The sequence below is a fragment of the Actinomycetospora chiangmaiensis DSM 45062 genome (genome assembly GCF_000379625.1).
Classification (GTDB): domain Bacteria; phylum Actinomycetota; class Actinomycetes; order Mycobacteriales; family Pseudonocardiaceae; genus Actinomycetospora; species Actinomycetospora chiangmaiensis.
The window spans coordinates 1-22,512 of sequence record NZ_KB903247.1; the positions used below are offsets into that span (position 1 = coordinate 1).

At 73.9% G+C, this 22,512-nt stretch carries 18 protein-coding genes and 1 rRNA gene; 12 read left to right on the forward strand and 7 right to left on the reverse strand.

Features of this window, described 5'->3' with window-relative positions; all coding sequences use genetic code 11:
• Positions 1-33 precede the first annotated feature (33 nt).
• From rrf to A3CO_RS0126835, 4 genes are all read left to right on the forward strand, one after another.
• A 5S ribosomal RNA gene (gene rrf, locus A3CO_RS0126820) occupies positions 34-150 on the forward strand.
• A gap of 351 nt (positions 151-501) precedes the next feature.
• Positions 502-5,361 carry an NAD-glutamate dehydrogenase gene (locus A3CO_RS0126825; RefSeq protein WP_018335349.1) on the forward strand — a complete coding sequence of 1,620 codons (4,860 nt, stop codon included), beginning with the start codon at positions 502-504 and terminating at the stop codon, positions 5,359-5,361.
• Positions 5,358-5,792, forward strand: coding sequence for an acyl-CoA thioesterase (locus A3CO_RS0126830; RefSeq protein ID WP_018335350.1), 435 nt, complete (start codon positions 5,358-5,360; stop codon positions 5,790-5,792). The genes A3CO_RS0126825 and A3CO_RS0126830 overlap by 4 nt, the downstream gene beginning before the upstream one ends.
• Complete coding sequence (locus A3CO_RS0126835) at positions 5,789-6,490, forward strand: DUF8185 domain-containing protein (RefSeq protein WP_051086112.1); 702 nt, start codon at positions 5,789-5,791, stop codon at positions 6,488-6,490. The genes A3CO_RS0126830 and A3CO_RS0126835 overlap by 4 nt, the downstream gene beginning before the upstream one ends.
• Positions 6,491-6,494: 4 nt before the next feature.
• Here A3CO_RS0126835 and A3CO_RS0126840 read toward each other — a convergent pair whose 3' ends face one another.
• Genes A3CO_RS0126840 through A3CO_RS0126850 form a run of 3 tightly spaced genes read right to left on the reverse strand, consistent with a single transcriptional unit; the run spans position 6,495 to position 8,684 of the window.
• Positions 6,495-7,190 carry a dienelactone hydrolase family protein gene (locus A3CO_RS0126840; RefSeq protein ID WP_018335352.1) on the reverse strand — a complete coding sequence of 232 codons (696 nt, stop codon included), beginning with the start codon at positions 7,188-7,190 and terminating at the stop codon, positions 6,495-6,497.
• A 17-nt stretch (positions 7,191-7,207) separates the two neighbouring features.
• Positions 7,208-7,591, reverse strand: a complete 384-nt coding sequence (locus A3CO_RS0126845) for a globin (RefSeq protein WP_026205049.1) — start codon at positions 7,589-7,591, stop codon at positions 7,208-7,210.
• A gap of 13 nt (positions 7,592-7,604) precedes the next feature.
• Positions 7,605-8,684 carry a mechanosensitive ion channel family protein gene (locus A3CO_RS0126850; protein WP_018335354.1) on the reverse strand — a complete coding sequence of 360 codons (1,080 nt, stop codon included), beginning with the start codon at positions 8,682-8,684 and terminating at the stop codon, positions 7,605-7,607.
• Between the two features lie 155 nt (positions 8,685-8,839).
• On the opposite strand from A3CO_RS0126850, the gene A3CO_RS0126855 reads away from it, so the two are divergent.
• From A3CO_RS0126855 to A3CO_RS0126870, 4 genes are all read left to right on the forward strand, one after another.
• Entirely contained in the window at positions 8,840-9,493 is a 654-nt protein-coding gene (locus tag A3CO_RS0126855; RefSeq protein WP_018335355.1) for an HNH endonuclease, read from the forward strand.
• Between the two features lie 61 nt (positions 9,494-9,554).
• Positions 9,555-11,006: an amidase gene (locus A3CO_RS0126860; protein ID WP_018335356.1), complete on the forward strand. Its 1,452-nt coding sequence runs from the start codon at positions 9,555-9,557 to the stop codon at positions 11,004-11,006.
• An 82-nt stretch (positions 11,007-11,088) separates the two neighbouring features.
• Entirely contained in the window at positions 11,089-11,337 is a 249-nt protein-coding gene (gene ctaJ / locus A3CO_RS0126865; protein ID WP_018335357.1) for an aa3-type cytochrome oxidase subunit CtaJ, read from the forward strand.
• Positions 11,324-11,845, forward strand: coding sequence for a DUF5130 family protein (locus tag A3CO_RS0126870; protein ID WP_018335358.1), 522 nt, complete (start codon positions 11,324-11,326; stop codon positions 11,843-11,845). The genes ctaJ and A3CO_RS0126870 overlap by 14 nt, the downstream gene beginning before the upstream one ends.
• 60 nt (positions 11,846-11,905) lie before the next feature.
• Here A3CO_RS0126870 and pepN read toward each other — a convergent pair whose 3' ends face one another.
• Positions 11,906-14,470 carry an aminopeptidase N gene (gene pepN / locus A3CO_RS0126875; protein WP_018335359.1) on the reverse strand — a complete coding sequence of 855 codons (2,565 nt, stop codon included), beginning with the start codon at positions 14,468-14,470 and terminating at the stop codon, positions 11,906-11,908.
• A 103-nt stretch (positions 14,471-14,573) separates the two neighbouring features.
• Here pepN and A3CO_RS0126880 point away from each other — a divergent pair, with 103 nt between their 5' ends.
• Complete coding sequence (locus A3CO_RS0126880; protein WP_018335360.1) at positions 14,574-15,185, forward strand: mycothiol-dependent nitroreductase Rv2466c family protein; 612 nt, start codon at positions 14,574-14,576, stop codon at positions 15,183-15,185.
• Between the two features lie 44 nt (positions 15,186-15,229).
• On the opposite strand, the gene A3CO_RS34540 is transcribed toward A3CO_RS0126880, so the two are convergent.
• Genes A3CO_RS34540 through A3CO_RS0126895 form a run of 3 tightly spaced genes read right to left on the reverse strand, consistent with a single transcriptional unit; the run spans position 15,230 to position 18,353 of the window.
• Positions 15,230-15,637: an SRPBCC family protein gene (locus tag A3CO_RS34540; protein ID WP_018335361.1), complete on the reverse strand. Its 408-nt coding sequence runs from the start codon at positions 15,635-15,637 to the stop codon at positions 15,230-15,232.
• Positions 15,638-15,672: 35 nt separating this feature from the next.
• Complete coding sequence (locus tag A3CO_RS0126890) at positions 15,673-17,226, reverse strand: acetyl-CoA acetyltransferase (RefSeq protein ID WP_018335362.1); 1,554 nt, start codon at positions 17,224-17,226, stop codon at positions 15,673-15,675.
• Positions 17,223-18,353 (reverse strand): nitronate monooxygenase, encoded by a 1,131-nt coding sequence (locus A3CO_RS0126895; RefSeq protein WP_018335363.1) that lies wholly within the window; start codon positions 18,351-18,353, stop codon positions 17,223-17,225. The genes A3CO_RS0126890 and A3CO_RS0126895 overlap by 4 nt, the downstream gene beginning before the upstream one ends.
• Before the next feature lie 119 nt (positions 18,354-18,472).
• Here A3CO_RS0126895 and A3CO_RS0126900 point away from each other — a divergent pair, with 119 nt between their 5' ends.
• The 3 genes from A3CO_RS0126900 (at position 18,473) to A3CO_RS35090 (ending at position 22,509) form a co-directional block, all read left to right on the forward strand.
• Positions 18,473-19,900 carry an aldehyde dehydrogenase family protein gene (locus A3CO_RS0126900; protein WP_018335364.1) on the forward strand — a complete coding sequence of 476 codons (1,428 nt, stop codon included), beginning with the start codon at positions 18,473-18,475 and terminating at the stop codon, positions 19,898-19,900.
• Positions 19,901-20,158: 258 nt separating this feature from the next.
• Complete coding sequence (locus A3CO_RS34545; RefSeq protein ID WP_018335366.1) at positions 20,159-21,487, forward strand: DUF1996 domain-containing protein; 1,329 nt, start codon at positions 20,159-20,161, stop codon at positions 21,485-21,487.
• Positions 21,484-22,509, forward strand: coding sequence for a hypothetical protein (locus A3CO_RS35090; protein WP_018335367.1), 1,026 nt, complete (start codon positions 21,484-21,486; stop codon positions 22,507-22,509). The genes A3CO_RS34545 and A3CO_RS35090 overlap by 4 nt, the downstream gene beginning before the upstream one ends.
• The last annotated feature ends 3 nt before the right edge of the window (positions 22,510-22,512 follow it).

Sequence of the window (22,512 nt, forward strand, 5' to 3'; positions counted from 1 at the left end):
AACCCGCACACGAGTGTGGGGGTGGTTCGGTGTTCCGGTGGCCACAGCGGAGGGGAAACGCCCGGTCCCATCCCGAACCCGGAAGCTAAGCCCTCCAGCGCCGATGGTACTGCGACCGCCAGGTCGTGGGAGAGTAGGACACCGCCGGAACACCCAACCACCCCCACCACCCAAGCCCCCCAGCCACCACCGGGGGGCTTCCGTGCGCTCAAGGCCGGATGGCGCCCCGCGAGATGTACGCCAGGCAGGAATAGCGAGCCCAGAACCTGCCTCGCGTCCTCCTCGCGAAGCGACGAGGGCGCCGGGCACTCCCCGCAGGCTCGGCCGGGCCGACACAATCCCCTCGCGACTGCGCGGTCACCAGGGCACAACCTGCAGAGCCGGCCACGAACGTCCGCCCGCCAGTCGGCGGATCGTCCTACGCCGCAACGGCGTCGTTACAGTGGCTTGCGTGCTCACGCCCTGGTGTGGCCCTGTCCCTCCGCACGTCATCGTGCAGCGATGACGGCCCCGGCGCTCGACGCGGACGCACTGCGGGAGGCGGCGAAGGTCCACGCCGCGGACGACGCCCAACTCGGTGACCTCGCGGCGCTGTACTTCGCCCGGGTCGGGGTCGGCGAGATGGGCGACGACCCGCACGAGGCGCTCGCGATCGTGCGGGCCCACCGGAGCCTCGCCCGACTGCGCGTCCCCGGCCGGCCGGTGACGGCCGTCCTGGGCGCCGGGGCGCAATCCACGACGAACGCACCGGACCCCGACCGGGTGTCCGTCCTCGTCGTCACCGAGGACATGCCGTTCCTCATCGACTCCGTGGTCGCGGAGCTCTCGCGGACGGGCGCGACGGTGCACCGCGTCGTGCACCCCGTGGTCGTGGTGCGCCGGGACGCGGACGGCGCCCTGCTCGAGGTGTGCCCGGACGCGGACCCCACCCACCCGCCGTCGGGAACGGTCGCCGAGTCGTGGATGAACCTCGAGCTCGAGGCGGACACCACGCCCGACTCGGTCCGTGACCTGGCCCGTGACCTGCACGAACGGCTCTCCGCCGTGCTCGACGACGTCCGCGACGTGGTGGAGGACCGCGAGCGGATGCTCGACCGCGCCCGACGGCTCGCCGACGCGTTGGAGGCCGCGCCCCCACCGGTGGCGGAATACCGCACGGCGGAGACGGTCGCGCTGCTGCGGTGGTTCGCCGACGGCAACCTGACGTTCCTGGGGCACCGGTACCGCTCCACCACGGGCGACCCGGACTCCGACGGGCTCGGCATCCTGCGCCGCGACACCGAGTACGCGCGCACCCTGACGGCGGGTCCCGACCTCGCGGAGCAGGAGGAGCCGCCCGAGCCGGGCGTGCTGCTCCTCCTCACCCGCGCCGGCGCGCGTTCCACCGTCCACGCCCCCGTCCACCCGCTGTTCGTCGGCGTGAAGGTGTACGAGGGCGGCCGCGTCGTCGGCGAGCACCGCTTCCTCGGGGTCCTCTCCGTCGCGGCCCGCAGCGCCGACGTCACGCGCATCCCCGTGGTGTCGCGCCGGGTCACCGACGTGATCAGCCGCAGCGAGCTGCCGGTCGAGTCGTGGTCGGGCCGGCAGATGCTCGAGGTGCTCCAGACCTACCCGCGCGCCGAACTGCTCTGCACCGACCGGGCCTCGCTGCTCGAGACGGTCACCGGCGTCCTCGCGCTCGCCGAACGACGACGGGTGCGGCTCTTCCTGCGTCGCGACCGCTGGGGCCGCTACTTCTCGGCGATGGTCTACCTGCCGCGCGACCGCTACACCACGGCCGCGCGCCTGCGCATGCAGCAGCTGCTGCTGGACCGGCTCGAGGGCGCGGACATCGAGTACACCGCACGCGTCACCGAGGACCGGCTCGCCCTGCTGCACGTCACCGTGCACACCGGGCAGCGCGAGCCCGTCCGGCCCGACGTCGCCGCGCTCACGGCGGAGCTCGCCGAGGCCGCCCGCACCTGGGACGACCGCCTCCGCGCCGCGGTCGGGCCCGCGGAACGCGCCGCGATCGCCGCGGTCGGCGAGCCGTTCAGCCAGGCCTACCAGGAGGACTTCCCGCCCGAGCGCGGCGTCGCCGACCTGCTCGTCCTCGACGGGCTGAGCGGCCCGGACGACCTCGCGGTGCGCCTCTACCGGCCGGACGACGACGGGCTCGACCCGGAGGGTGGCGACCGCCGGCTCAAGCTCTACCTCGTCGGACGACGGATCACGCTGTCGACCGTGCTGCCGGTGCTGCAGTCGATGGGGGTCGAGGTCGTCGACGAGCGGCCGTACGAGGTGCGCCGCAGCGACGGGCGGACCGCCTGGATCAACGACTTCGGGCTGCGGATGCGGCTCGGCGCGCGGGCCGCGCAGGACGAGGACCTCACCCGGCGGGCCGCCGAGGCGTTCACCGAGATCTGGCGGGGCCGCGTCGGCACCGACGTGTTCAACGCCCTCGTGCTCACCGCCGGCCTGACCTGGCGCCAGGCCGCCTTGCTGCGGGCACTCGCCCGCTACCAGCGCCAGATCGCCAGCACCTACGGCCAGAGCTACATCACCGATGTCGTCACCGCGCACACCGACGTGGCGGTCGGGCTCGTCGAGCTGTTCGAGACGACGTTCGACCCGGAGTACCCCGGCGACCGGGACGCCCGCGTGGCCGAGCTCGACCGCGAGGTGGAGGCCGCCATCGACGCGGTGACCAGCCTCGACGCCGACCGCATCCTGCGCGCGATGCTCGGCCTCGTCCGCGGGACGCTGCGGTCGAACTACTTCCTGCGCGACGCCGACGGTGCCCCGCGCGACGTCATGGCGTTCAAGCTCGACCCGGCGCGGGTGCCGGGCGTGCCGGAGCCGCGGCCGGCCATCGAGACGTTCGTGCACTCCAACCGGGTGGAGGGCGTCCACCTGCGCTTCGGGCCCATCGCCCGCGGCGGACTGCGCTGGTCGGACCGCCTGCAGGACTACCGCACCGAGATCCTCGGGCTGGTCAAGGCGCAGGCCGTGAAGAACGCCGTCATCGTCCCGGTCGGTGCGAAGGGTGGCTTCGTCGTCAAGCGTCCCCCGGCCCCGAGCGGTGACCCGGGCACCGACAGGGACGCCCAGCGGGCGGAGGGCGTCGCCTGCTACCGGCTGTTCGTCGGGGCCCTGCTCGACCTCGTCGACAACCGCAGCAACCACGGGGCGCAGGCGGACGTCGTCGTCCCGGAGCGGGTGGTGCGCTACGACGGCGACGACACCTACCTCGTCGTCGCGGCCGACAAGGGCACCGCGACGTTCTCCGACCTCGCCAACGAGGTGGCCACCTCGCGCGGCTTCTGGTTGGGCGATGCGTTCGCCTCCGGCGGGTCGGTCGGGTACGACCACAAGGCCATGGGCATCACCGCCCGCGGCGCGTGGGAGTCGGTACGCCGCCACTTCCGCGAGCTCGGGCGCGACGTCGCGACCGAGGAGATCACCGTGGTCGGCGTCGGCGACATGTCGGGCGACGTCTTCGGCAACGGCATGCTCCTCTCCGAGCACCTGCGCATCGTGGCCGCGTTCGACCACCGCCACGTGTTCCTCGACCCCGATCCGGACCCCGCCGCCTCGTTCGCGGAGCGTCGCCGCCTGTTCGACCTGCCCCGGTCCTCCTGGGCCGACTACGACACGTCGCTCATCAGCCCTGGCGGCGGGGTGTACCCCCGCACGCTCAAGCGGATCCCGGTCTCCGAGCAGGTCGCCGCCGTCCTCGGGCTCGCGGGGACCGAGGCGCTCGACCCGCCGGCGCTGATCCGCGCGATCCTGCGTGCGCCCGTCGATCTGCTGTGGAACGGCGGGATCGGGACCTACGTCAAGGCGAGGGAGGAGACCCACGCCGACGCGGGCGACAAGAGCAACGACGCCGTGCGCGTCGACGGCCACGAGCTGCGGGCGAAGGTCGTCGGCGAGGGCGGCAACCTCGGGCTCACCCAGCGCGGTCGCATCGAGTACGCCCGCGCCGGCGGCCGCGTGAACACCGACGCGGTCGACAACTCGGCGGGCGTCGACTGCTCCGACCACGAGGTCAACATCAAGATCCTGCTGGACTCGCTCGTGGAGCGCGGCGAGCTCGCGGAGGAACGGCGCGACGAGCAGATCGCGGCGACCACCGAGGACGTGGCGGCGCTCGTCCTGGCCGACAACGTGGCGCAGAACGACGTCCTCGGTGTCGCCCGCGCCCACGCCGGCGACATGCTCAACGTCCACGAGGCCCAGGTGGCCGACCTGGAGGCCCGCGGGCGCATCGACCGGGAGCTCGACGTCCTGCCCGACGCCGAGGGCTTCGAGGCCCGGCGGCAGGCGGGGGAGGGGCTCAGCGGGCCGGAGCTCGCCCAGCTCATGGCGCACGTGAAGCTCGACCTCACCGAGGCGCTCGCCGAGGACGACCTGCCCGACGCCGAGGTCTTCACCCGGCGGCTGCCGTCGTACTTCCCGCCGGTGCTGGCGACGACGTACCCGGCGGCCGTCGCCGCGCACCCGCTGCGGCGCCGGATCGTCACGACGATGGTGGCGAACGAGGTCGTCGACGGCGGCGGACTCTCCTACGTCCACCGGCTGGTCGCGGAGGTCTCGGCGACCCCGGCCGACGCGGTGCGCGCCTACCAGGTCGCGACGCGGGTGTTCGGGCTCGACCGCCTCGCCCCGGACATCGCCGACGCGACGGCGGCGGGGCTGCCGACGGCGGCCGCGGACCGTCTCACGCTCGCCGCGCGACGTGTCCTGGACCGCGCGTCGCGGTGGCTGCTCACGCACCGGCCGCAGCCGCTCGCGATGGGGGCGGAGATCCAGCGGTTCTCACCCGTCGTCGGGACCCTGGGGCCGCAGGTCGCGGGGCTGCTGCGCGGCACCGAGGCCGAGGGCCTCACCGAGCGGGTCGACGCGATGGTCGCGCTGGGTGCCCCGGCCGAGCTGGCCGGGCGCGTCGTGGGCGGGCTGTACGGGTTCGGGCTGCTCGACGTCACCGAGGTCACCGAGATCGCGGAGGCGGACCACGACGACGACCCGGACGACCTGCGGGCGGTCGCCGAGCTCTACTACGCGCTCTCCGACCACCTGGGGATCGACCGGCTGCTGACGGTCGTGGCGTCGCTGTCGCGGCGGGACCGCTGGGACGCCCTGGCGCGACTCTCGCTGCGCGACGAGCTGTACTCCTCGCTGCGGGCCGTCACGCTCGACGTCCTGGCGGACACCGACCGCAGCGAGACGGCGGATGAGAAGATCGCGCACTGGGAGCAGGCGAACGCCTCGCGGCTGATGCGCGCACGCACGTCGCTGGCCGAGATCGCCCGCTCGGGACGAACCGACCTGACCACGGTGTCCGTGGCCGCCCGCCAGATCCGGAGCATGGTGCGATGAGCGCGACCTACGACGTCGACGTGCCGGTGCGCTGGTCCGACCAGGACCCGTACCAGCACGTCAACCACGCCAAGGTCGTCACGCTGCTGGAGGACGCGCGGACCGCGCTGCTGTTCGACGCCGCCGCCCGCGAGGGCGTCGCGGCGTTCGAGGCGGGCCTGCTGGTCGCCCACGTCGACGTCCGCTACCGGCGCCCCATCCCCTGGACGCGCCGTGGTCTCCGGGCGCGGATGTGGGCGCACTCGGTCCGGGCGGCGTCGTTCACCGTCGGCTACGAGCTCCTCCTTCCCGACGACGGAGCCGGGGACGGCTGGGATCCGAAGCCCGCCGTCACCGCCGACACCCAGCTCGTGCCCTACGACCTCGCCGCCGCGCGCCCCCGCCGGCTCTCCGAGGACGAGCGCACGTTCCTGGCGCGGTACGTCGCATGATCGGGGCGGGAGACGCAGCAGGGCGGGGCTCGACCCGGGTGGCGCGCGCCGTCCTGTCGGTCCCCGACACCGCCCAGCGGGAGGACCTCGCCGGATTCGTGGGCCGGGCGGTGCGGCTCGACCCCGCCGTCGTCGTCCGCCTGCGGGCCCGGCCGGGGGAGCGGGACGCCGTCGAGGCGTTCGCGCCGACCCCGTTCGACGCCCTGGTGACCCGCAGCGCGCCGGGGACGCTCGAGCCGGCCGACGTCACCCTCGTCGGGTCGGACCTGCTGGCGGCGCTCGCGGTGGCGGTCGGGGAGTCCGTCGAGCCGGGGACGTCGGTCGACGAGCGCTGGCGCGGCCCGCTGCCGCCGCTGCGGCCCGACGCGCGGTGGCAGGTGGTGGGCGAGGTCCCGACGACGGCGCTGGACGGGCTCGCGGAGAAGGGTGTCGCCGCGGCGCGGGCGGGCGACCCGGGCGGGCGGCCCTCGGCGGCGCTGCTCGACCAGATCGTGCTGACGGTGACCGACGACGCGTCGGGGCTCGAGGTGCGGGTGCCGATGCGCTGCGTGTTCGCGCTGTCGGGGATGGGCTTCGTCGGCCCGGGCGCCGGCGGCGACGACGTGGTGCGGGTGTCGACCGACGGCGGGTGGCTGCGGTTGGACGCGCGCGGCGGCGCCGTGGTGCGACGCCGCCGCGCGCAGCTGCCGCTGCTCTGACCGCCTAGCGGAGGTTCGCGCGCAGGAACTCCAGCGTCGCGTTCCAGGCGATGGACGCCTGCTCGGGGTCGTAGGTGCCCATGTGGTTCTCGTCGTTGAAGAACGCGTGCCCGGCCGGGTAGAGCCGGAAGTCGGGACGCGTGCCCGACTCGGCCTCGATCCGGTCGGCCAGGGACTTCACGGCGTCCGGGGTGGCCATGGTGTCCTGCTCGCCGAAGTGGCCGAGCAGCGGCGCGGCGAGCTTCTCGAAGCTGGGGTAGTCCTCGCCCAGCACGCCGTAGAACGGCACCGCGGCACCGATCTTGTCGCCCTGCTGCGCGGCGAGGACGAGCACGAACCCGCCGCCCATGCAGAACCCGACGGCGCCGACCTTGTCGCCGACGACGGCCTCGTGCGCGAGCAGGTAGTCGACCGCCCCGCCGAGGTCGGTCGCGGCCTGCTGGACCGGGAGGTCCTGCATGAGCTGCCCGGCCTCGTCGGAGTCGTGCGTGGTGGTCCCGCCGTAGAGGTCGGGGGCGAGAGCGACGAAGCCCTCGGCGGCGAGCCGGTTGGTCACGTCGGCGATGTGGGCGGTGAGCCCCCACCACTCCTGGATCACGACGACGCCGGGTCCGGAGCCGGACTCCGGCAGGGCGAGGTAGCCGTGGGCGGTGCCGCCGTTGGAGGGGAAGGAGACGTTCTGGAGCGGGTTCTCGGTCATCGCCGACCTAGTTCCCGCTAGAAGGACTTGTTCATCATCGACATGGCGGCCATCTCCATGTACTCCCAGATCTGGCGGTGCCGTTCCGGGGCGAGGTTCTCCTCGTCGACGGCCACCTTCATGCAGCGCAGCCAGGCGTCCCGCTCGAGGGGACCGATGGGGAACGGCGCGTGGCGCATCCGCAGCCGGGGGTGGCCGCGCTGCTGGGAGTAGGTCTGCGGGCCGCCCCAGTACTGCTCGAGGAAGAGCCGGAGGCGGTCCTCGGCCGGCCCGAGGTCCTCCTCGGGGTAGAGCGGACGCAGGACCGGGTCGTCGGCCACCTGCTCGTAGAAGCGGTGCACGATCCGGTGGAAGGTCTCGTGACCGCCGACCGCGTCGTAGAAGGTCTGGGGACTGCTCACGGGTTCCACCGTCTCACGATCGGGCCGAACGGTCGCCGCCGTGGGGCGTCGCGGCCGGGGTCGCACCGAAGGGCGTCGGGGCCGGCACCCCGGCGTCGTCGAAGGCGGACTTCACCGCGCCCGCCACCGCGCGCTGGACGGCCCACTGCTCGCCGGGGCGGGTCCGGACGGTGAGGCGCAGCAGGACGCCCTCGGCGGTCACCGACTGCACGCCGAGCATCTCCGGCGGGGCGAGCACCTTCGCGGAGATGGCGGGCTCGGTGCACTCCTCGGTGGCCGCACGCTGCGCCAGCGCCGAGGTGTCGTCGACGTCGGCGGAGTGCCCCACCGGGATGTCGACGACGGCGACCGAGTAGCCCTGGCTGGAGTTGCCGACCCGGAGCACCGCGCCGTTGCGGACGTACCAGACGGTCCCGGCGATGTCCCGGAGCGTCGTCACGCGCAGCCCCACGGCCTCGACCGTGCCCGTGGCCTCCCCGAGGTCGACGACGTCGCCGACGCCGTACTGGTCCTCGAGCATCATGAAGATGCCGGAGAGGAAGTCCCGCACGAGGTTCTGGGCGCCGAACCCGATCGCGACGCCGAGGATGCCGGCGGAGGCGATGATGGGCGCGAGGTCGACGCCGAACTCGCCCAGGATCAGCGTGAACGCGATCCCGTAGATGGTGAGCGTCACCACCGAGCGCAGGACCGACCCGATCGCCTGGGCCCGCTGCGTGCGGCGCTCGATCATCTGCGGGGCGGACTCCCGCAGGCTCGCCGCCGCGCGGTCGCGCAGCGGCCGCAGCAGGCGCGGCACCCGCCCGGCGCTCGCGCCGTCGACGATCCGGCGGATGCCGCGGTGCAGCACCGAGCGCAGCACCACCGCCACCACGACGATGACGACCGTCGTCACGGCGTGGGGCACGATGACGTCCGCGGACCGCGAGAGCCACGAGGCGTGGGTGTACTGGAAGACCCGCGCGCACAGCGAGCCCGCGTCGGAGGCACACGACGGTGCGTCGACCGGCACGGAAGGGACCACGGAGGACGTGGTGCCCGGGGACGGTGTCGGGGTCGGCGTCTGGTCGATCATGCCGGGGGAGATCAGCACTCCCGGGACGATACGGATCGCGGTGGAGCGGGGTCGCGACGGCTCCGCCGAGGTGAACGGTGCCTTATCACAGGTGCACGACGCCCCCGGATGTGGTCGACTGTGCCCACATCCCGGTGGGAGGTGGTCGTGTGCCCGAACGACAACTCAGGACCGTGACGCCGCTGGTCAGCGGGGTCGAGGGACAGAGCGTGCGGACCGAACCCCCCGATGTCGTCCCGCTCGTCCCCGAGACCCCCGCCGAGGTGGCGACGGACGTCACGGTCGCCGCCCCGGTCACGCCCGCCCCGTTCCTGGGTCGTCGCCGGGTCCTGCTCCTCAACGCCACCTACGAACCGCTCACGGCGCTCCCCCTGCGCCGCGCGATCGTCCTGCTCGTGTGCGGCAAGGCCGACGTCGTGCACGGCGACTCCTCCGGCCTCGTCCTGCACTCCGCGACGGGCGCCGTCGAGGTCCCCTCGGTGATCCGGCTGCGGGTCTTCGTCCGCGTGCCGTACCGGGCCCGGGTCCCGCTCACGCGGGCGGCGCTCATGCACCGCGACCGGTTCCGCTGCGCCTACTGCTCGGGCAAGGCGGAGACCATCGACCACGTGGTGCCGCGCAGCCGGGGCGGCACGCACACGTGGGAGAACTGCGTGGCCTGCTGCGCGCGGTGCAACCACAAGAAGGCCGACAAGCTGCTCGCCGAGCTCGGCTGGCCGCTGCGGACGATGCCGACCGCACCCCGCGGGCGCCACTGGCGCCTCCTCGCCGGCCTGGTCGACGCCGACCCGCAGTGGCTGCCCTACCTCGGGGAGAGCGCGGCCTGACGGTGGGCACCCGCCGGGGGCGCAGCGCGGCGATCCCGGCGAGCGTGCATGATCGGCCGACGTGAGCGATCTGCACGAGCTGACCGCGCTGGAGACGGCGGAGGCGGTCCGGCGCGGGGACGCCTCGGTCCTCGACGTCGTCGACCACGCCCTGGCCCGCGCCGAGACGCTCGGCGCGCGCCTCGGCGCCTTCGCGTTCCTCACCCCGGAGCGCGCCCGGGAGGCCGCGCGGGCGCTCGACGCGGCGCCCCGGGCGTCGTCGGGCCTTCGCGGGGTCCCGACCGCGATCAAGGACCTCACCGCGACGGCGGGCGTGCGCACCGGCCGCGGGTCGGTGACGTGCCGCGACTGGGTGCCGGCGGTCGACGACGACCTCGTCGGCCTGCTGGCCGCTGCGGGGACGGTCAGCATCGGCAAGACCGCGGTGCCGGAGTTCGGCCTGCCCTGCTACACCGAGCCGGCCGGGGCGGCGCCCGCGGTGACGCCGTGGGACCTCTCGCGGTCGGCCGGGGGATCGTCGGGTGGTGCGGCCGCCGCGGTGGCGGCCGGGGTGCTGCCGGTCGCGCAGGGATCCGACGGCGGCGGGTCGATCCGGATCCCGGCCTCGGTGTGCGGGCTGGTCGGGCTGAAGACGACGCGCGGTCGCGTGCCCGCCGGCCCCGCGGCCGGTGACCCGGCGGGTCTCTCGGTGCCCGGGCCGCTCGCGCGGACCGTCGCCGACGCGGCCGCGTTCCTCGACGCCCTGTGCGGGCGTCGCGTCTGGCCGGGGGAGCCGCTCGTCCCGGGGAACCTTCCCGACGACGGGTACCTCGGCCTGGTGCGTCGCGGGCGCGGCCCGCGACGGCGGGTCGGGCTGTGCACCACGGCGCCCTACGGCGACCTCGCCGGGCTCGTCCCCGGCTGGGCGGGCGCGTCGGTCGACCCGGTGTGCAAGGCCGCGGCCGAGGACACCGCCCGCGCCCTGGAGTCCCTCGGGCACGTGGTGGAGCCGGTGGAGGTGCGGCTGCCCGACGAGGTGGTCGGTGCGTTCCTCACGCTGTGGGCGACGCTCGCCCTTGCCGACCCGGTCGATCCCGCCGACGAGCACCGCCTCCAGCCGCTGACCCGGCTCCTGCGCGCCCGGGGCCGCGAGGTCCCCGGGATCGTCGCGCTCGGCGCGCTGCAGACCGTGCAGGTCGCCACGCGCCGGATCGTCGCCGAGCGGGCCGGGCTGGACGCGGTGCTCACGCCGTCGGTGGCGTTGCCGCCGCGGCCGGTCGGGTGGTTCACCGCCGACGGCCCGGAGACCGACTTCGCCCACCAGGTCGCCTTCACGCCGTGGACCGCGATCGCCAACATGACCGGGGAGCCCGCCCTCGGGCTGCCCACCGGCTGGCCGACCGTCGACGGGACGACGCTGCCGGTCGGTGTCACGCTGCGCGGGCGCCGTGGCGAGGAGGACGTCCTGCTGGCCCTCGGGGCCGAGCTGGAGGCCGCGATGCCGTGGTCGCACCGGCGGCCTCCCGTGTGGTGAGCCGACCCAGGAGACGCAGCGCAGCGGAGCTCGACCGACCTACGACACGACGTCGGAGCTGCTTTCCACTACGGTTCGGGCCGTGAGTCCGATCGAGACGATCCTGATCTACGCGGTGATCCCGGTCGTCGCGCTGCTCCTGCTCTTCGCCCTGACCGCGGTCCGGGGCACGGGCAGGGCGGCGTCGTACCGGGCCGGCGACGACTGGCCGCACGAGCCGCTGTGGTGGATCGGCAACCCCAAGGGGACCGGCCTGCCGGAGCCGACCGTCGAGGCCGTCGGCGTCACCGCGACCCGCACCGCCCGAGGAGGCGCACGTGGCACCTGGTGAGCTCGCGCGCCCGCAGGCGCGCCCCGGCGAGACCCCGATGATCAACGAGACCGGGCTGGCCGAGGACCCGGTCTACGGGCACTCCCGCGTGCCGACCGCCTCCGGCCGCATCTCCGAGGCGAGCGAGGTGCTCGCCGACGACCAGCGGGTCCCGTTCTCGTCCTCGCAGCTCTCCCGGATCGACGAGGCGCTCACCCGCACCTCGGCCGACACCGGCCTGCTGTTCAGCGTCTGGGTCGGCGAGCTCGGGGGGCGCTCCCGCGAGCGCGCCGAGGAGCTGCACGCCGCACTCGGCGACCAGGCCGAGGACGCGGTGCTGATCGCGGTGTCGCCCGGCGAGCGGGTCGTCGAGGTCGTCACCGGCGAGGAGTCCGCCCGCCGCGTCGACGACCGCGGCGCCAAGCTCGGCGTCATGGCGATGGTCTCGTCGTTCACCGAGTCCGACCTGGTCGGCGGCATCGTCGAGGGCCTGCGCGTGCTCGGCGACCACGCGGGCAGCAAGCACTAGGTGGCCTCCGGCCCTGTGAGTACTAATCCGTGCCAGAACACGGATTAGTACTCACAGGCGTCAGCTCCTGTCGGCGGCGCGCGCCGCGAGCGCCCGCACGATCCCGGCGCGGCCCTCGGTCACGAGCCGGGTCAGCGCGCTCGGGTGCTCGTCGGCGAGCCAGCGGTCGGCCGCCTCGACGGTCGCCTGCTCCACGGCCCACGACGGGAACAGGCCCTGCACCATCGGCTGCGCCTGCTCGCTCGAACGCCGGCCCCACACCTCGTCCACCGCGGCGAAGTACTTCTCCCGGTAGTCGGTGAGCAGCGCCCCCTGCGCCGGGTGCGAGAAGCCCATGATGATCGCCATGTTGATGGCGTTGGGCAGCGTGTCGTCGTAGACGGCGCGCTCCCAGGCGGTCGCCTTCGCCTCGGGCGTCGGCACCAGCGCCCGGGCCCGCTCGGCCATGCGCAGCCCGGTCGCGGTGTTGTCCCGGGCGAGCTCGGCGTCGATGTCGTCCGCCGTCGCCGCGCCGTGCGCCACGAGGGCGTGCAGCAGCCGCCACCGCAGGTCGGTGTCGACGGTGAGCCCCTCGAGCGGCGCGGTGCCGTCCCGCCACCCGGCCAGCGCCGACAGCGCCTCCGGTGTCAGCACCGAGCCGGACAGCGCGTTGACGATCGCCAGCTGGTGGTCCGAGCCGGCCTCGGCGGTGCGCGCGAGGTCGAGCAGCGTCGCGACGAACGACGGCCAGCCCTGCTCCACCGCCCACTGCGGGTCGGCGTAGGAGGCGAGCGCGGTCTGGGCCTGCAGCAGGAGCCGCTGCACGACGCCGACCTCGGTCTCGGCCGCGATCCCGCCGACCACGAGGGCGACGAAGTCGCGGGCGCGCATCTCGGCCTCGCGGGTCATCTCCCACGCCGCCGACCAGCACAGGGTGCGGGGCAGCGGCTCGGCGACGTCGCCGATGCGCTCGATCAGCGTGGCCAGCGAGCGCTCGTCGAGGCGCATGGTGCAGTAGGTCAGATCGTCGTCGTTGACCAGCACGAGCGCGCCCGCCGGGACACCGACCAGTTCGGGCACCTCGGTGCGCTCGCCGGTGACGTCGAGCTCGGTGCGGTGCACGCGCACGAGGCGGCCGGACTCGTCCGGCGAGTAGATCCCGACCGCGATGCGGTGCGTGCGCGTCTCGCCGGCGCCCGGCCGCGCGCCGCCCTGGAGCACCGCGAAACTGCGGTATGCCCCGTCGTCACCGACCTCGAACGACGGCGAGAGCGCGTTCAGCCCCGTCGTGCGGAGCCACTCCGCGGACCAGCCCGACAGGTCGCGGCCCGAGGACTCGGTCAGCGCGCCGAGCAGGTCGTCGAAGGTCGCGTTGCCGTAGGCGTGCCGGGAGAAGTAGAGCCGCAGCCCGGCGAGGAACTCGTCCTGCCCGACGTAGGCGACGAGCTGCTTGAGCACCGACGCGCCCTTGGCGTAGGTGATGCCGTCGAAGTTGACCTCGACGGCCTGCAGGTCGGGGATGTCGGCGGCGATCGGGTGGGTGGAGGGCAGCTGGTCCTGCCGGTAGGCCCACGACTTCTCGACGTTCGCGAACGTCGTCCACGCGTTGCGGTACTCGGTGGCCTCGGCCTGGCTGACCACCGACGCCCAGGTGGCGAACGACTCGTTGAGCCACAGGTCGTCCCACCAGCGCATGGTGACCAGGTCGCCGAACCACATGTGCGCCATCTCGTGCAGGACGGTCTCGGCGCGGCGCTCGTAGAGGTAGCGCGTGACGCGGCTGCGGAAGACGTAGTCCTCGAGGAACGTCACGGCGCCGGCGTTCTCCATGGCGCCGGCGTTGAACTCCGGCACGAACAGCTGGTCGTACTTCGCGAAGGGGTAGGGCACCCCGAAGTTGCGGTGGTAGAAGCCGAAGCCCTGTTTGGTCTCGGCGAACAGCCGGTCGGCGTCCATGTGCTCGGCCAGCGAGGACCGGCAGTAGATGCCGAGCGGGATCTCGCCGTGCTCGTCGGCGTAGGTGTCGGTCCAGCGCGCGTACGGGCCGGCGATGAGCGCGACCAGGTAGGTCGAGATCCGCGCCGTGGTGTCGAAGGCGTGGTGGACCGCGCCGCTGTCGAGCGTCGTCGTCGTGGACGGCGCGCCGTTGGAGATCACGTGCCAGTCCGGCGCCGCCAGCGCGGTCAGCGTGATCGTCGCCTTGAGGTCGGGCTGGTCGAAGCAGGCGAACATCCGCTTCGCGTCCGCCGTCTCGAACTGGCTGTAGAGGTACACCGCGCCGTCGACCGGGTCGACGAACCGGTGCAGGCCCTCACCGGTGTTCATGTAGCGGCAGTCGGCGTCGACGACGAGCTCGTTCTCGGCCGCGAGGTCGGGCAGTGCGATGCCCTTCTCCTCGTCGTAGCCGGAGACGTCGAGGGCGACCCCGTTGAGCGTCGCGCTGCGCACGCCCGCCGCGACGATGTCGATGAAGCTCGCCGCCCCCGGCGTCGCCGACCGGAACCGCACCGTGGTGGTCGAGCGGAACGTCGACTCCCCGGGCTCGTCGGTGCCGTCGGTGAGGTCGAGGGCGATCAGGTACGAGTCGACCTCGAGCGCCTCGGCGCGGGTCCGCGCGTCGTCCCTGGTCAGGTTCGGAGCAGCCACGCCACGCACCCTATCCGCGGCGCCCGCCTGCGGCCCGGAACACACTTGAGGCTTCGACCGTTGCTCCTGGATACCTGTCGCCGATCGAGGGAAGCCTGGAGTCATGAGCACTGAGAAGGCACGCGTCGATTTCTGGTTCGACCCGCTCTGTCCGTTCGCGTGGATCACCTCGCGGTGGGTCCTCGAGGTCGAGAAGGTCCGCGACATCGAGGTGGCGTGGCACGTCATGAGCCTGTCGGTGCTGAACTCGGGCCGCGACCTCGACGAGAAGTACCAGGCGATGATGGAGGAGGGCTGGAAGCCCGTCCGCGTCTGCATCGCCGCCGCCCAGAAGCACGGCGACGAGATCCTCGCCCCGCTGTACACGGCGATGGGCACGAAGATCCACAACGAGGGCAACAAGGACTTCGACGACGTCATCGCGAAGTCGCTCGCCGAGGTCGGCCTCGAGGCCGAGCTGGCCGACGCCGCGACCTCGACCGAGTACGACGACGCGCTGAAGACGTCCCACCACCAGGGCATGGACCCGGTCGGCATGGACGTCGGCACCCCCGTCATCCACGTCGAGGGCTCGGCCTTCTTCGGCCCGGTCATGACGCGCATCCCCAAGGGCGAGCAGGCCGGCCAGGTCTGGGACGGCGCCAAGCTCCTCGCGGGCTACGAGTACTTCTACGAGCTCAAGCGCACCCGCGACACCGAGCTCTCCTTCGACTGACCCCTCCCGACGACGGGTGCCGGCCCGGCACCCGTCGTCGGCCGTCAGCCGGCCACCCGCTGCTCCTCGACGAGGGTCCTGATCCGGTCCAGGGTCGCGTCGACGCCGTTCTGGACCTCGTGGTCCCCGGCCTCGACCCGGGTCGTGTGGATGTGCACCTCGACGGTCGCGCCGTGCTCGGCGGGCCGCACGTCGAGGGAGCCGTGGTACTCGCTGCTCCCCTCGGCGCCCCAGCTCAGGTGCTGGGCGTCGCGGTCGACCTCGAACCACGCCTCGCCCTCGATCTGCGAGCCGTCGGGCAGCTCGGCCGTGGTGTGCACGGCGTTGCCGCCGGTCGACTCGGCGCTCGTCATGCGCGCGAAGTAGCGGGGCAGGTTGCCCACGTCGGAGAGGAACGCGAAGAGGTCGTCCGGCGAGGCGTCGACCGTGATGGTGGAGCTGAAGTCAGCCATCGCACCGGCTGCCCCGCCCCGGACGGGGAGAACCCTCAGGCCGCCACGCGGTTGCCCTTCTCCCCGGAGGTGACCGTGACCGCCCGGCCGAGCGGATCCGTCGTCGCGAACGCGTCCAGGGTCGTGGCGTCGTCCGGGGCGACGCGGGCGAGGAACCGACGCCCGTCGTCGTGCCGGCGCCCGACCACGGCGGCCCCGTAGGGTCGGCCGTCGCGTCCGTACTCGACGGTGTAGGTCTCGACGGTCGCCGCGCCGTCGGCCCGGGCGACCTTCCCGGGCGCCTCGCGGGCGTGGAGCGCGTCCACCTCGGCCTGGGCCGCGTCGTCGTCGCCGGGTCGCCACGGGGCGGGCAGGGTCGAGTAGACGCCCGCCGAGTACTTGTGGATCGCGCCGCCGTTCGCCCCGACCAGCCCGAACGTGCCGGGGCGGGCACGGAGGGCGGTGACGGTGTCAGCGATCGCGTGCATCGAGTAGTCGTTGCCCGGGCCCCCGAAGAACGGCAGGCCACCGGTCAGCGTGAGCCCGCGCGGGTCGTCCGCGGCGAGGCCCAGCGGGTCCGTGACGACGCGGACGGCGATCGGGAAGCAGCTGTAGAGGTCGATCGTCGCGAGGTCGTCCGGGCCGATCCCCGCTTGGTCGAGGGCGCGCCGGACCGCCGTGGCGGCCGCCGGGCTCGTCCCGAGGTCGGCGCGGTCGAGCAGCGGGGGCTCGACGAGGTCCGCGTGCCCGTGCAGGTGGACCCACCGGTCGTCGGGGACCCCGAGCTCGCGGGCGGTGTCCGCGGCCGCGAGGACCACCGCCGCGCCCTGGTTGACCTGGTCGCGCGACACGAGGAAGCGCAGGTAGGGGTCGGTGATCGGGCGGTTGTCCGCCGCGGGGGTCCCGAGCTCGTCGACGCCGCGCACGGTGGGGGCCGCCGCGTGCGGGTGCTTCGCGGCGACCTCGGTGAACGGCGCGAACAGGGCCGCCATGTCGTGCCGGTAGGCCTCGCGGTCGAGCCCGAGGCGGCTGCGCCGGGCGTGCTCGAACAGCGCGTACTGCACCACCGGCGCGAGCACGTCGTGCTCGACCTGCTCGGGGACGATGAACGTCTCCAGGCCGAGCCCGCGGTCGTCGAGCTGCCCGCCGACGTGCTCGGACCAGTCCGGGCGCTCGTCCTCGGCGACGGCCGTGAGCAGGTGGCGGGCCGTGGACATGGCCTCCGCGCCCACGAGCAGGGCGACGTCGATCTCGCCCGCGGCGATCCGGCCGGCCGCCTCGGTGACGAGCGCCTGCGGCGTCTGGCCCCCGACGACGGCCAGGACCGCGATCCGCGGGTCGGCCCCCACGCGGGCGGCGATCGAGCGTGGGACGTTGTCCGAGGCGCCCAGCGGCGCGACCGCCCCGGGCGCGGACGCCTCGAACTGGCGGACCGCCGCGACGAGGTCGACGCGGGCGGCGAGGGCGGTGGGGTCGGCGCCGCTGTCGGCGAGGGCCCGCCGGGCGGCCTCGGCGCCCAGCTCGACGGGGGACAGGCCGCGGTACCCGGGCTCGCCGAGCCGCTCGGAGGCCTGCCCGACGCCGACGAGGACCGGGGTGCGGTCGCTCACGACGAGGCCAGCTCGCCGAGGGCGCGCAGCCGGGCGCGGCAGTCCTCGACCATCCCGCGGGCGATGTCGCCCGCCGGACGGAGCTCGCGGAACCCGCCGACGACCTGCCCGATGAAGTAGGTGTCGAGCGCGAGGGCGCCGGCGTTCCCGGCGGCGGCCGCGTCGTGCACCCGGTCCCAGATGCGGCCCACCAGCATCGGCTGCAGGGGCAGCGGGAGCGGGGCGGGGGCGTCGGGACGGTCCCACGCGTCGTGCCAGGCCGACCGCAGCTGGCGGGCGGGCTTGCCGGTGATCGTGCGCGAGCGCAGCGTGTCGCTGCTGCCGGCGGCGAGGAACTTCTCCTTCACCGGCAGCGGCGTGATGTCCTCGTGGCTGCCCAGCCACACCGAGCCGCACCACACCCCGGCCGCGCCGAGCGCGAGGGCGGCCGCCATCTGGTCGCCCGTCGCGATACCGCCCGCGGCGAGCACGGGGCGGCCGTCGGCGATCTCGACGACCTCCGGCGTCAGGACCGTCGTGGCGACCGTGCCCGTGTGCCCACCCGCCTCCGTGCCCTGGGCGACGAGCACGTCGACCCCGGCCGCGAGCTGGCGCTCGGCGTGCTTGCGGGCGCCGACGAGCGAGGCGACGACGATGCCCGCGGCGTGCGCGCGCTCCACCAGATCGGCCGGGGGCGGGCCGAGGGCATTGGCGACCATCGAGATGCGGTGGGAGAACGCGACGTCGAGCAGGGCCTCGGCGCCCGCGGGGTTGATCGCCGCGGCGATCTCGTCGCTCGTGTCCTCGCGCGGGTCGTGCGCGTCGGCGGGCACGCCGTACTCCTCGAGCAGGGCGTCGACGAACGCCCGGTGCGCGTCGGGGATCTGCGCGCGCAGGCTCGCGACCAGCTGGTCCGGGTCCCCGACGGCGAACTTCTCCGGCACGAGCAGGTCCACGCCGTACGGGCGGCCGTCGACCTGCTCCTCGATCCAGCGCAGCTGCGCGTCCAGCTCCGCCGGGGTGTACATGCTGGCGGCCAGCACCCCGTACCCGCCGGCGTTGGTCACCGCGGCGACCACGGCGGGGGAGCGGTTGAAGCCGACGAGCGGGTGCTCGACGCCGAGCATCTCGGTCAGGGCGGTGCGCATGCGGCTCCTCAAGGTCGGCTCTGGGACGCGGCTGTGCCGGACTCGGTGTATCACATACCGGGAGCAGAAACCGTCACGCGTGACCGGCAGCGCGACCCGGCGTCGGGAAGAATCGAGGCATGAGCGCGAGCATCGGGACGCTGACCGACCACTGGATCGACGGGGCCCGCGCGGGCGGGGGCAGCGGGACCATCGAGGTCGTCAACCCGGCCGACGGGTCGGTCCTGGCGGAGGTGCCGCGGGGCGGGGCGGCCGAGATCGACGCCGCGGTGCTCGCGGCGCGCCAGGCGTTCCTGTCCTGGTCGCGGGTGCCGGTGGCGGACCGGGCGGCGATGGTGCTGCGCATCCGCGACGGGATCAAGGCGCGCCACGAGGAGCTGGCGCGCTCGATCACCGCGGAGATGGGTTCGCCGATCACGTTCGCGCGCTCGGTGCAGCTCGGCATGCCGATGGCCACCTCGAAGGGGGTGGCGGCGCTCGCCGGGGACTTCGCGTGGTCGGAGGAGATCGGCAACTCGCTCGTGGTGCGCGAGCCGGTGGGCGTCGTCGGCGCCATCACGCCGTGGAACTACCCGCTGCACCAGGTCGTCGCAAAGCTCGCGCCGGCGCTCGTCGCGGGCTGCACCGTGGTGCTCAAGCCCTCCGAGGTCGCGCCCCTGACGGCGGGGGTGCTCGCCGAGATCAGCGCGGACGCGGGCCTGCCGGCCGGGGTGTTCAACGTCGTGCACGGCACCGGCCCCGAGGCGGGCGAGGCGCTCGCCGCGCACCCCGGCGTCGACATGGTGTCGTTCACCGGGTCGGTCACCGCCGGACGCCGCGTGCAGGAGGTGGCGGCCGGGACGATCAAGCGGGTCGCCCTCGAGCTGGGCGGCAAGTCGGCCAACATCGTGCTCGACGACGCCGACCTCACGAAGGCCGTCAAGGTCGGGCTCGGCAACTGCTTCATCAACGGCGGCCAGACCTGCACGGCCTGGACTCGCCTGCTGGTGCCGGCGACGCTGCACGACTCCGTCGTCGAGCAGCTCGTCGCGGCCGCCGCGAAGTACACGGTGGGCGACCCGACGGACGAATCCGTGCGGATCGGGCCGATGTCCTCGACGGCGCAGCAGTCCCGCGTCGAGGGCTACATCGCGCGGGGCGTCGAGGAGGGTGCAGAGCTCGCGGTGGGCGGGCCGGGCGCCCCGGAGGGGCTCGGCGACGGTGCGTACGTGCGGCCGACGATCTTCGCGGGCGTGCGACCGGACATGACGATCGCGCAGGAGGAGATCTTCGGCCCGGTGCTCTCGGTGCTGCCGTACTCCGACGTCGACGAGGCCGTGTCCATCGCCAACAACACGATCTACGGCCTCGCCGGCGCGGTGTTCGCGGGGACGCAGGAGCGCGGGATCGAGGTCGCGCGCCGCATGCGGACCGGCCAGGTCGACGTCAACGGCGGTGCCTTCAACCCGCTCGCGCCCTTCGGCGGCTACAAGCAGTCCGGCACCGGGCGGGAGCTCGGCCGCTACGGGCTCGAGGAGTTCCTCGAGGTGAAGTCCATCCAGCTGTAGGCGACTCGCGCATGCTGTGCCCGTCCGTCGTGACGGCGGGTGACTTGGGGCTGCGGGACGTGCTGTGGCTCCGGTGCCGGCGGCATCGGTTCCTGCGGTCGGTCGGCGAGGTGGGGCGGCCGGCCGTTCGCGAGGGTGCCGTGGGGCAGGTCCGCGGGCTGGGCGACCTGCATGGTGCGCACCTCACGGGCGCGAGTTTCGCCAAAGCGCACCCGCGGGTCCGGGCGTTTCTCTAGCGTCCGCTCGCGGAGGTGGGGGATGCGGCGGAACGCGCCCGGGACCCGGCGACGAGCGGAGCTCATCGCCGTGTTCGTCGCGCTCGGGCTGGTGGTCGGCGTCGGGCTGCCCCTGGGCCTCGCGGGTGCGATCGGAACGGGGGCCCGGCAGGCGGTCGGCGTGGTGCTCGTCGCCGACAGCGACGACGACGGTGACGACGAGGGCGACGGCGAGTCCGACGGGGAGAAGGACTCGGGCGGGAAGAAGGACTCGGGCTCGAGCGGCGGCAAGGGCTCCGGCGAGAAGGGCGAGAAGAAGGACTCGGGCGCTGCGGCGGGCGACGGCGGGTTCGAGGGCCGCGACCAGATCGGGAAGGCGTCCGCGCAGGAGTACGAGACCATCTCCGACGTCGAGCCGAACGGCAACATCAAGAACGGCGGCGACTTCTCCGGCGGCAGCTACTCCTTCACCTGTCCGCTGTCGGACCACCACAACTCCGACAACTTCATCGTCGCCCCGGGCAAGCGCAACGGTGCCCAGCACACGCACGACTACGCGGGCAACGAGTCGACCAACGCGGCGTCGTCGGAGAACCAGGACGCCCTCGAGCAGGCGGAGACCACCTGCACGAACGGGGACCGGTCGCCGATCTTCTGGCCGGTGCTGCGTGACCTGGAGGGCGTGGGCCCCGACGTCGGCGCCGACGGGGGCAGCCTGGACGGGAACGTCGGGTCGTTCGTGGTGCCCGCGTCGGTCGACTACACGTTCCACGGGCACGGCACGCAGCGCACCGAACCGATGCCGCTCAACATGCAGCTCATCACCGGGTCGGCGAAGGCCGGGAGCACGGGGGAGGGGTCGAACTCGAAGTTCACGTGCTCCGGGTTCGCGGACCGGCTCACCGAGCGCTACCCCATCTGTCCCTCGGGCTCGCAGCTGCAGCGGGTCTACGACTTCCCCAGCTGCTGGAACGGCGAGGACCTGTCGTCGGCGGACTTCGTGAGCCACCTGCAGTACCCCGACGAGTCGGGGGAGTGCTCACAGGACCTGATCCCGGTGCCGGCGCTGCGAATCACCGTGTCCTACGACCAGCCGCCGGGGCGGTCGTTCGCGATCGACAGCTTCCCCGAGCAGCAGCACGACCCGATCACCGACCACGCCCTGCTCGAGTACCTCTCGACGGAGTCGCGGGCCCAGGCGGGCGCGGACTGCATCAACGACGCGCAGCGCTGCGAGCAGGGCGCCGACGACGACACCGCGAACTCCGGCCCCCGCGGCCGCAGCGACGAGCTCGCCGTCACGAAGAACTTCGCGACGGCGATGGCGGGGCACCGGAACGCCGGCGTCGCGCACGGCGGGGGGCACCGGTGACGCCGCGGGTGGTGGCCCACCTCGTGCTCGCCGCGCTGCCGTTGCTGTCGATCACGGCGCACGTCGGCGGGCTGGTACCGATGCACGTCTCGGCGGGGCTGGTGATCGTGCCGGGGGCCGCGGTGCTCGTGCTGCTCGCGGTGTTCCGTCCGGTGCCGGAGGACCGGCTCGTGCTCGACGGGCTGCGCAGGGGGCTCGTCGCGACGGTCGTCTACGACGTGTTCCGCCTCGACACCGTCGCCCTGCTCGGCTGGTGGGACGACTTCATCCCGACGATGGGCACCTGGCTGCTCGACGTCGACCGCTCCGAGCAGGTCCTCGGCGGTGTCGCGGGCTACGTCTGGCGGTACGCGGGCGACGGCGGCGGGCTCGGGGTCGTGTTCGTGACCCTCGCCGCCGCCACCGGACTGCGCCGCCTCGGCCCGCGGTGGACGGTCGGCGCGGCGGTGCTCTTCGCGGTCGGCCCGACCTGGGGCGGCCTCATCGCGACGGTGCTCCTCCCGCGCGGCCAGCAGCTGATGTTCCCGCTGACCCCGGTGACGGTCACGCTGTCGTTCCTCGGCCACGTGGTCTTCGGGCTCGTCCTCGGGCTGAGCACGTGGCGGCTCCGGGCGATCGAGGATCACTGGTCCGGCCGGCTCCTCGTCGACCTGCCGGCGCTCGTCGGTCGGCTCACCGGCCGTGTCAGCGGAGCGTCGTCGCTGCCTCCGGACGACAGCAACGCCGCGCTGCCACCAGAACGGCCCCATCCCGACGACGGGTCGGTACCGGTCCCGGTCGGGCCCCGCGAGCGGCACCGAGCCGTCGCGCCGGCCGCACCACGGGCCCGGGCGCTCCGACCCGTGCCGGACGCGTGGACATCCACCACCGACCCCTACGCGGTCGACCCGCTGCCGCTCGAGCCGTGGCTGCCGGAGCCGTTCGAGGACCCGTCGCCCACGGGGGAGGTGCTGCCCTGGGGGGCGCACCCGTCGTCGGGAACGCCGGACGTGTTCGGCCTCGGCAGCCGGCCGGGAGCGTGAGTG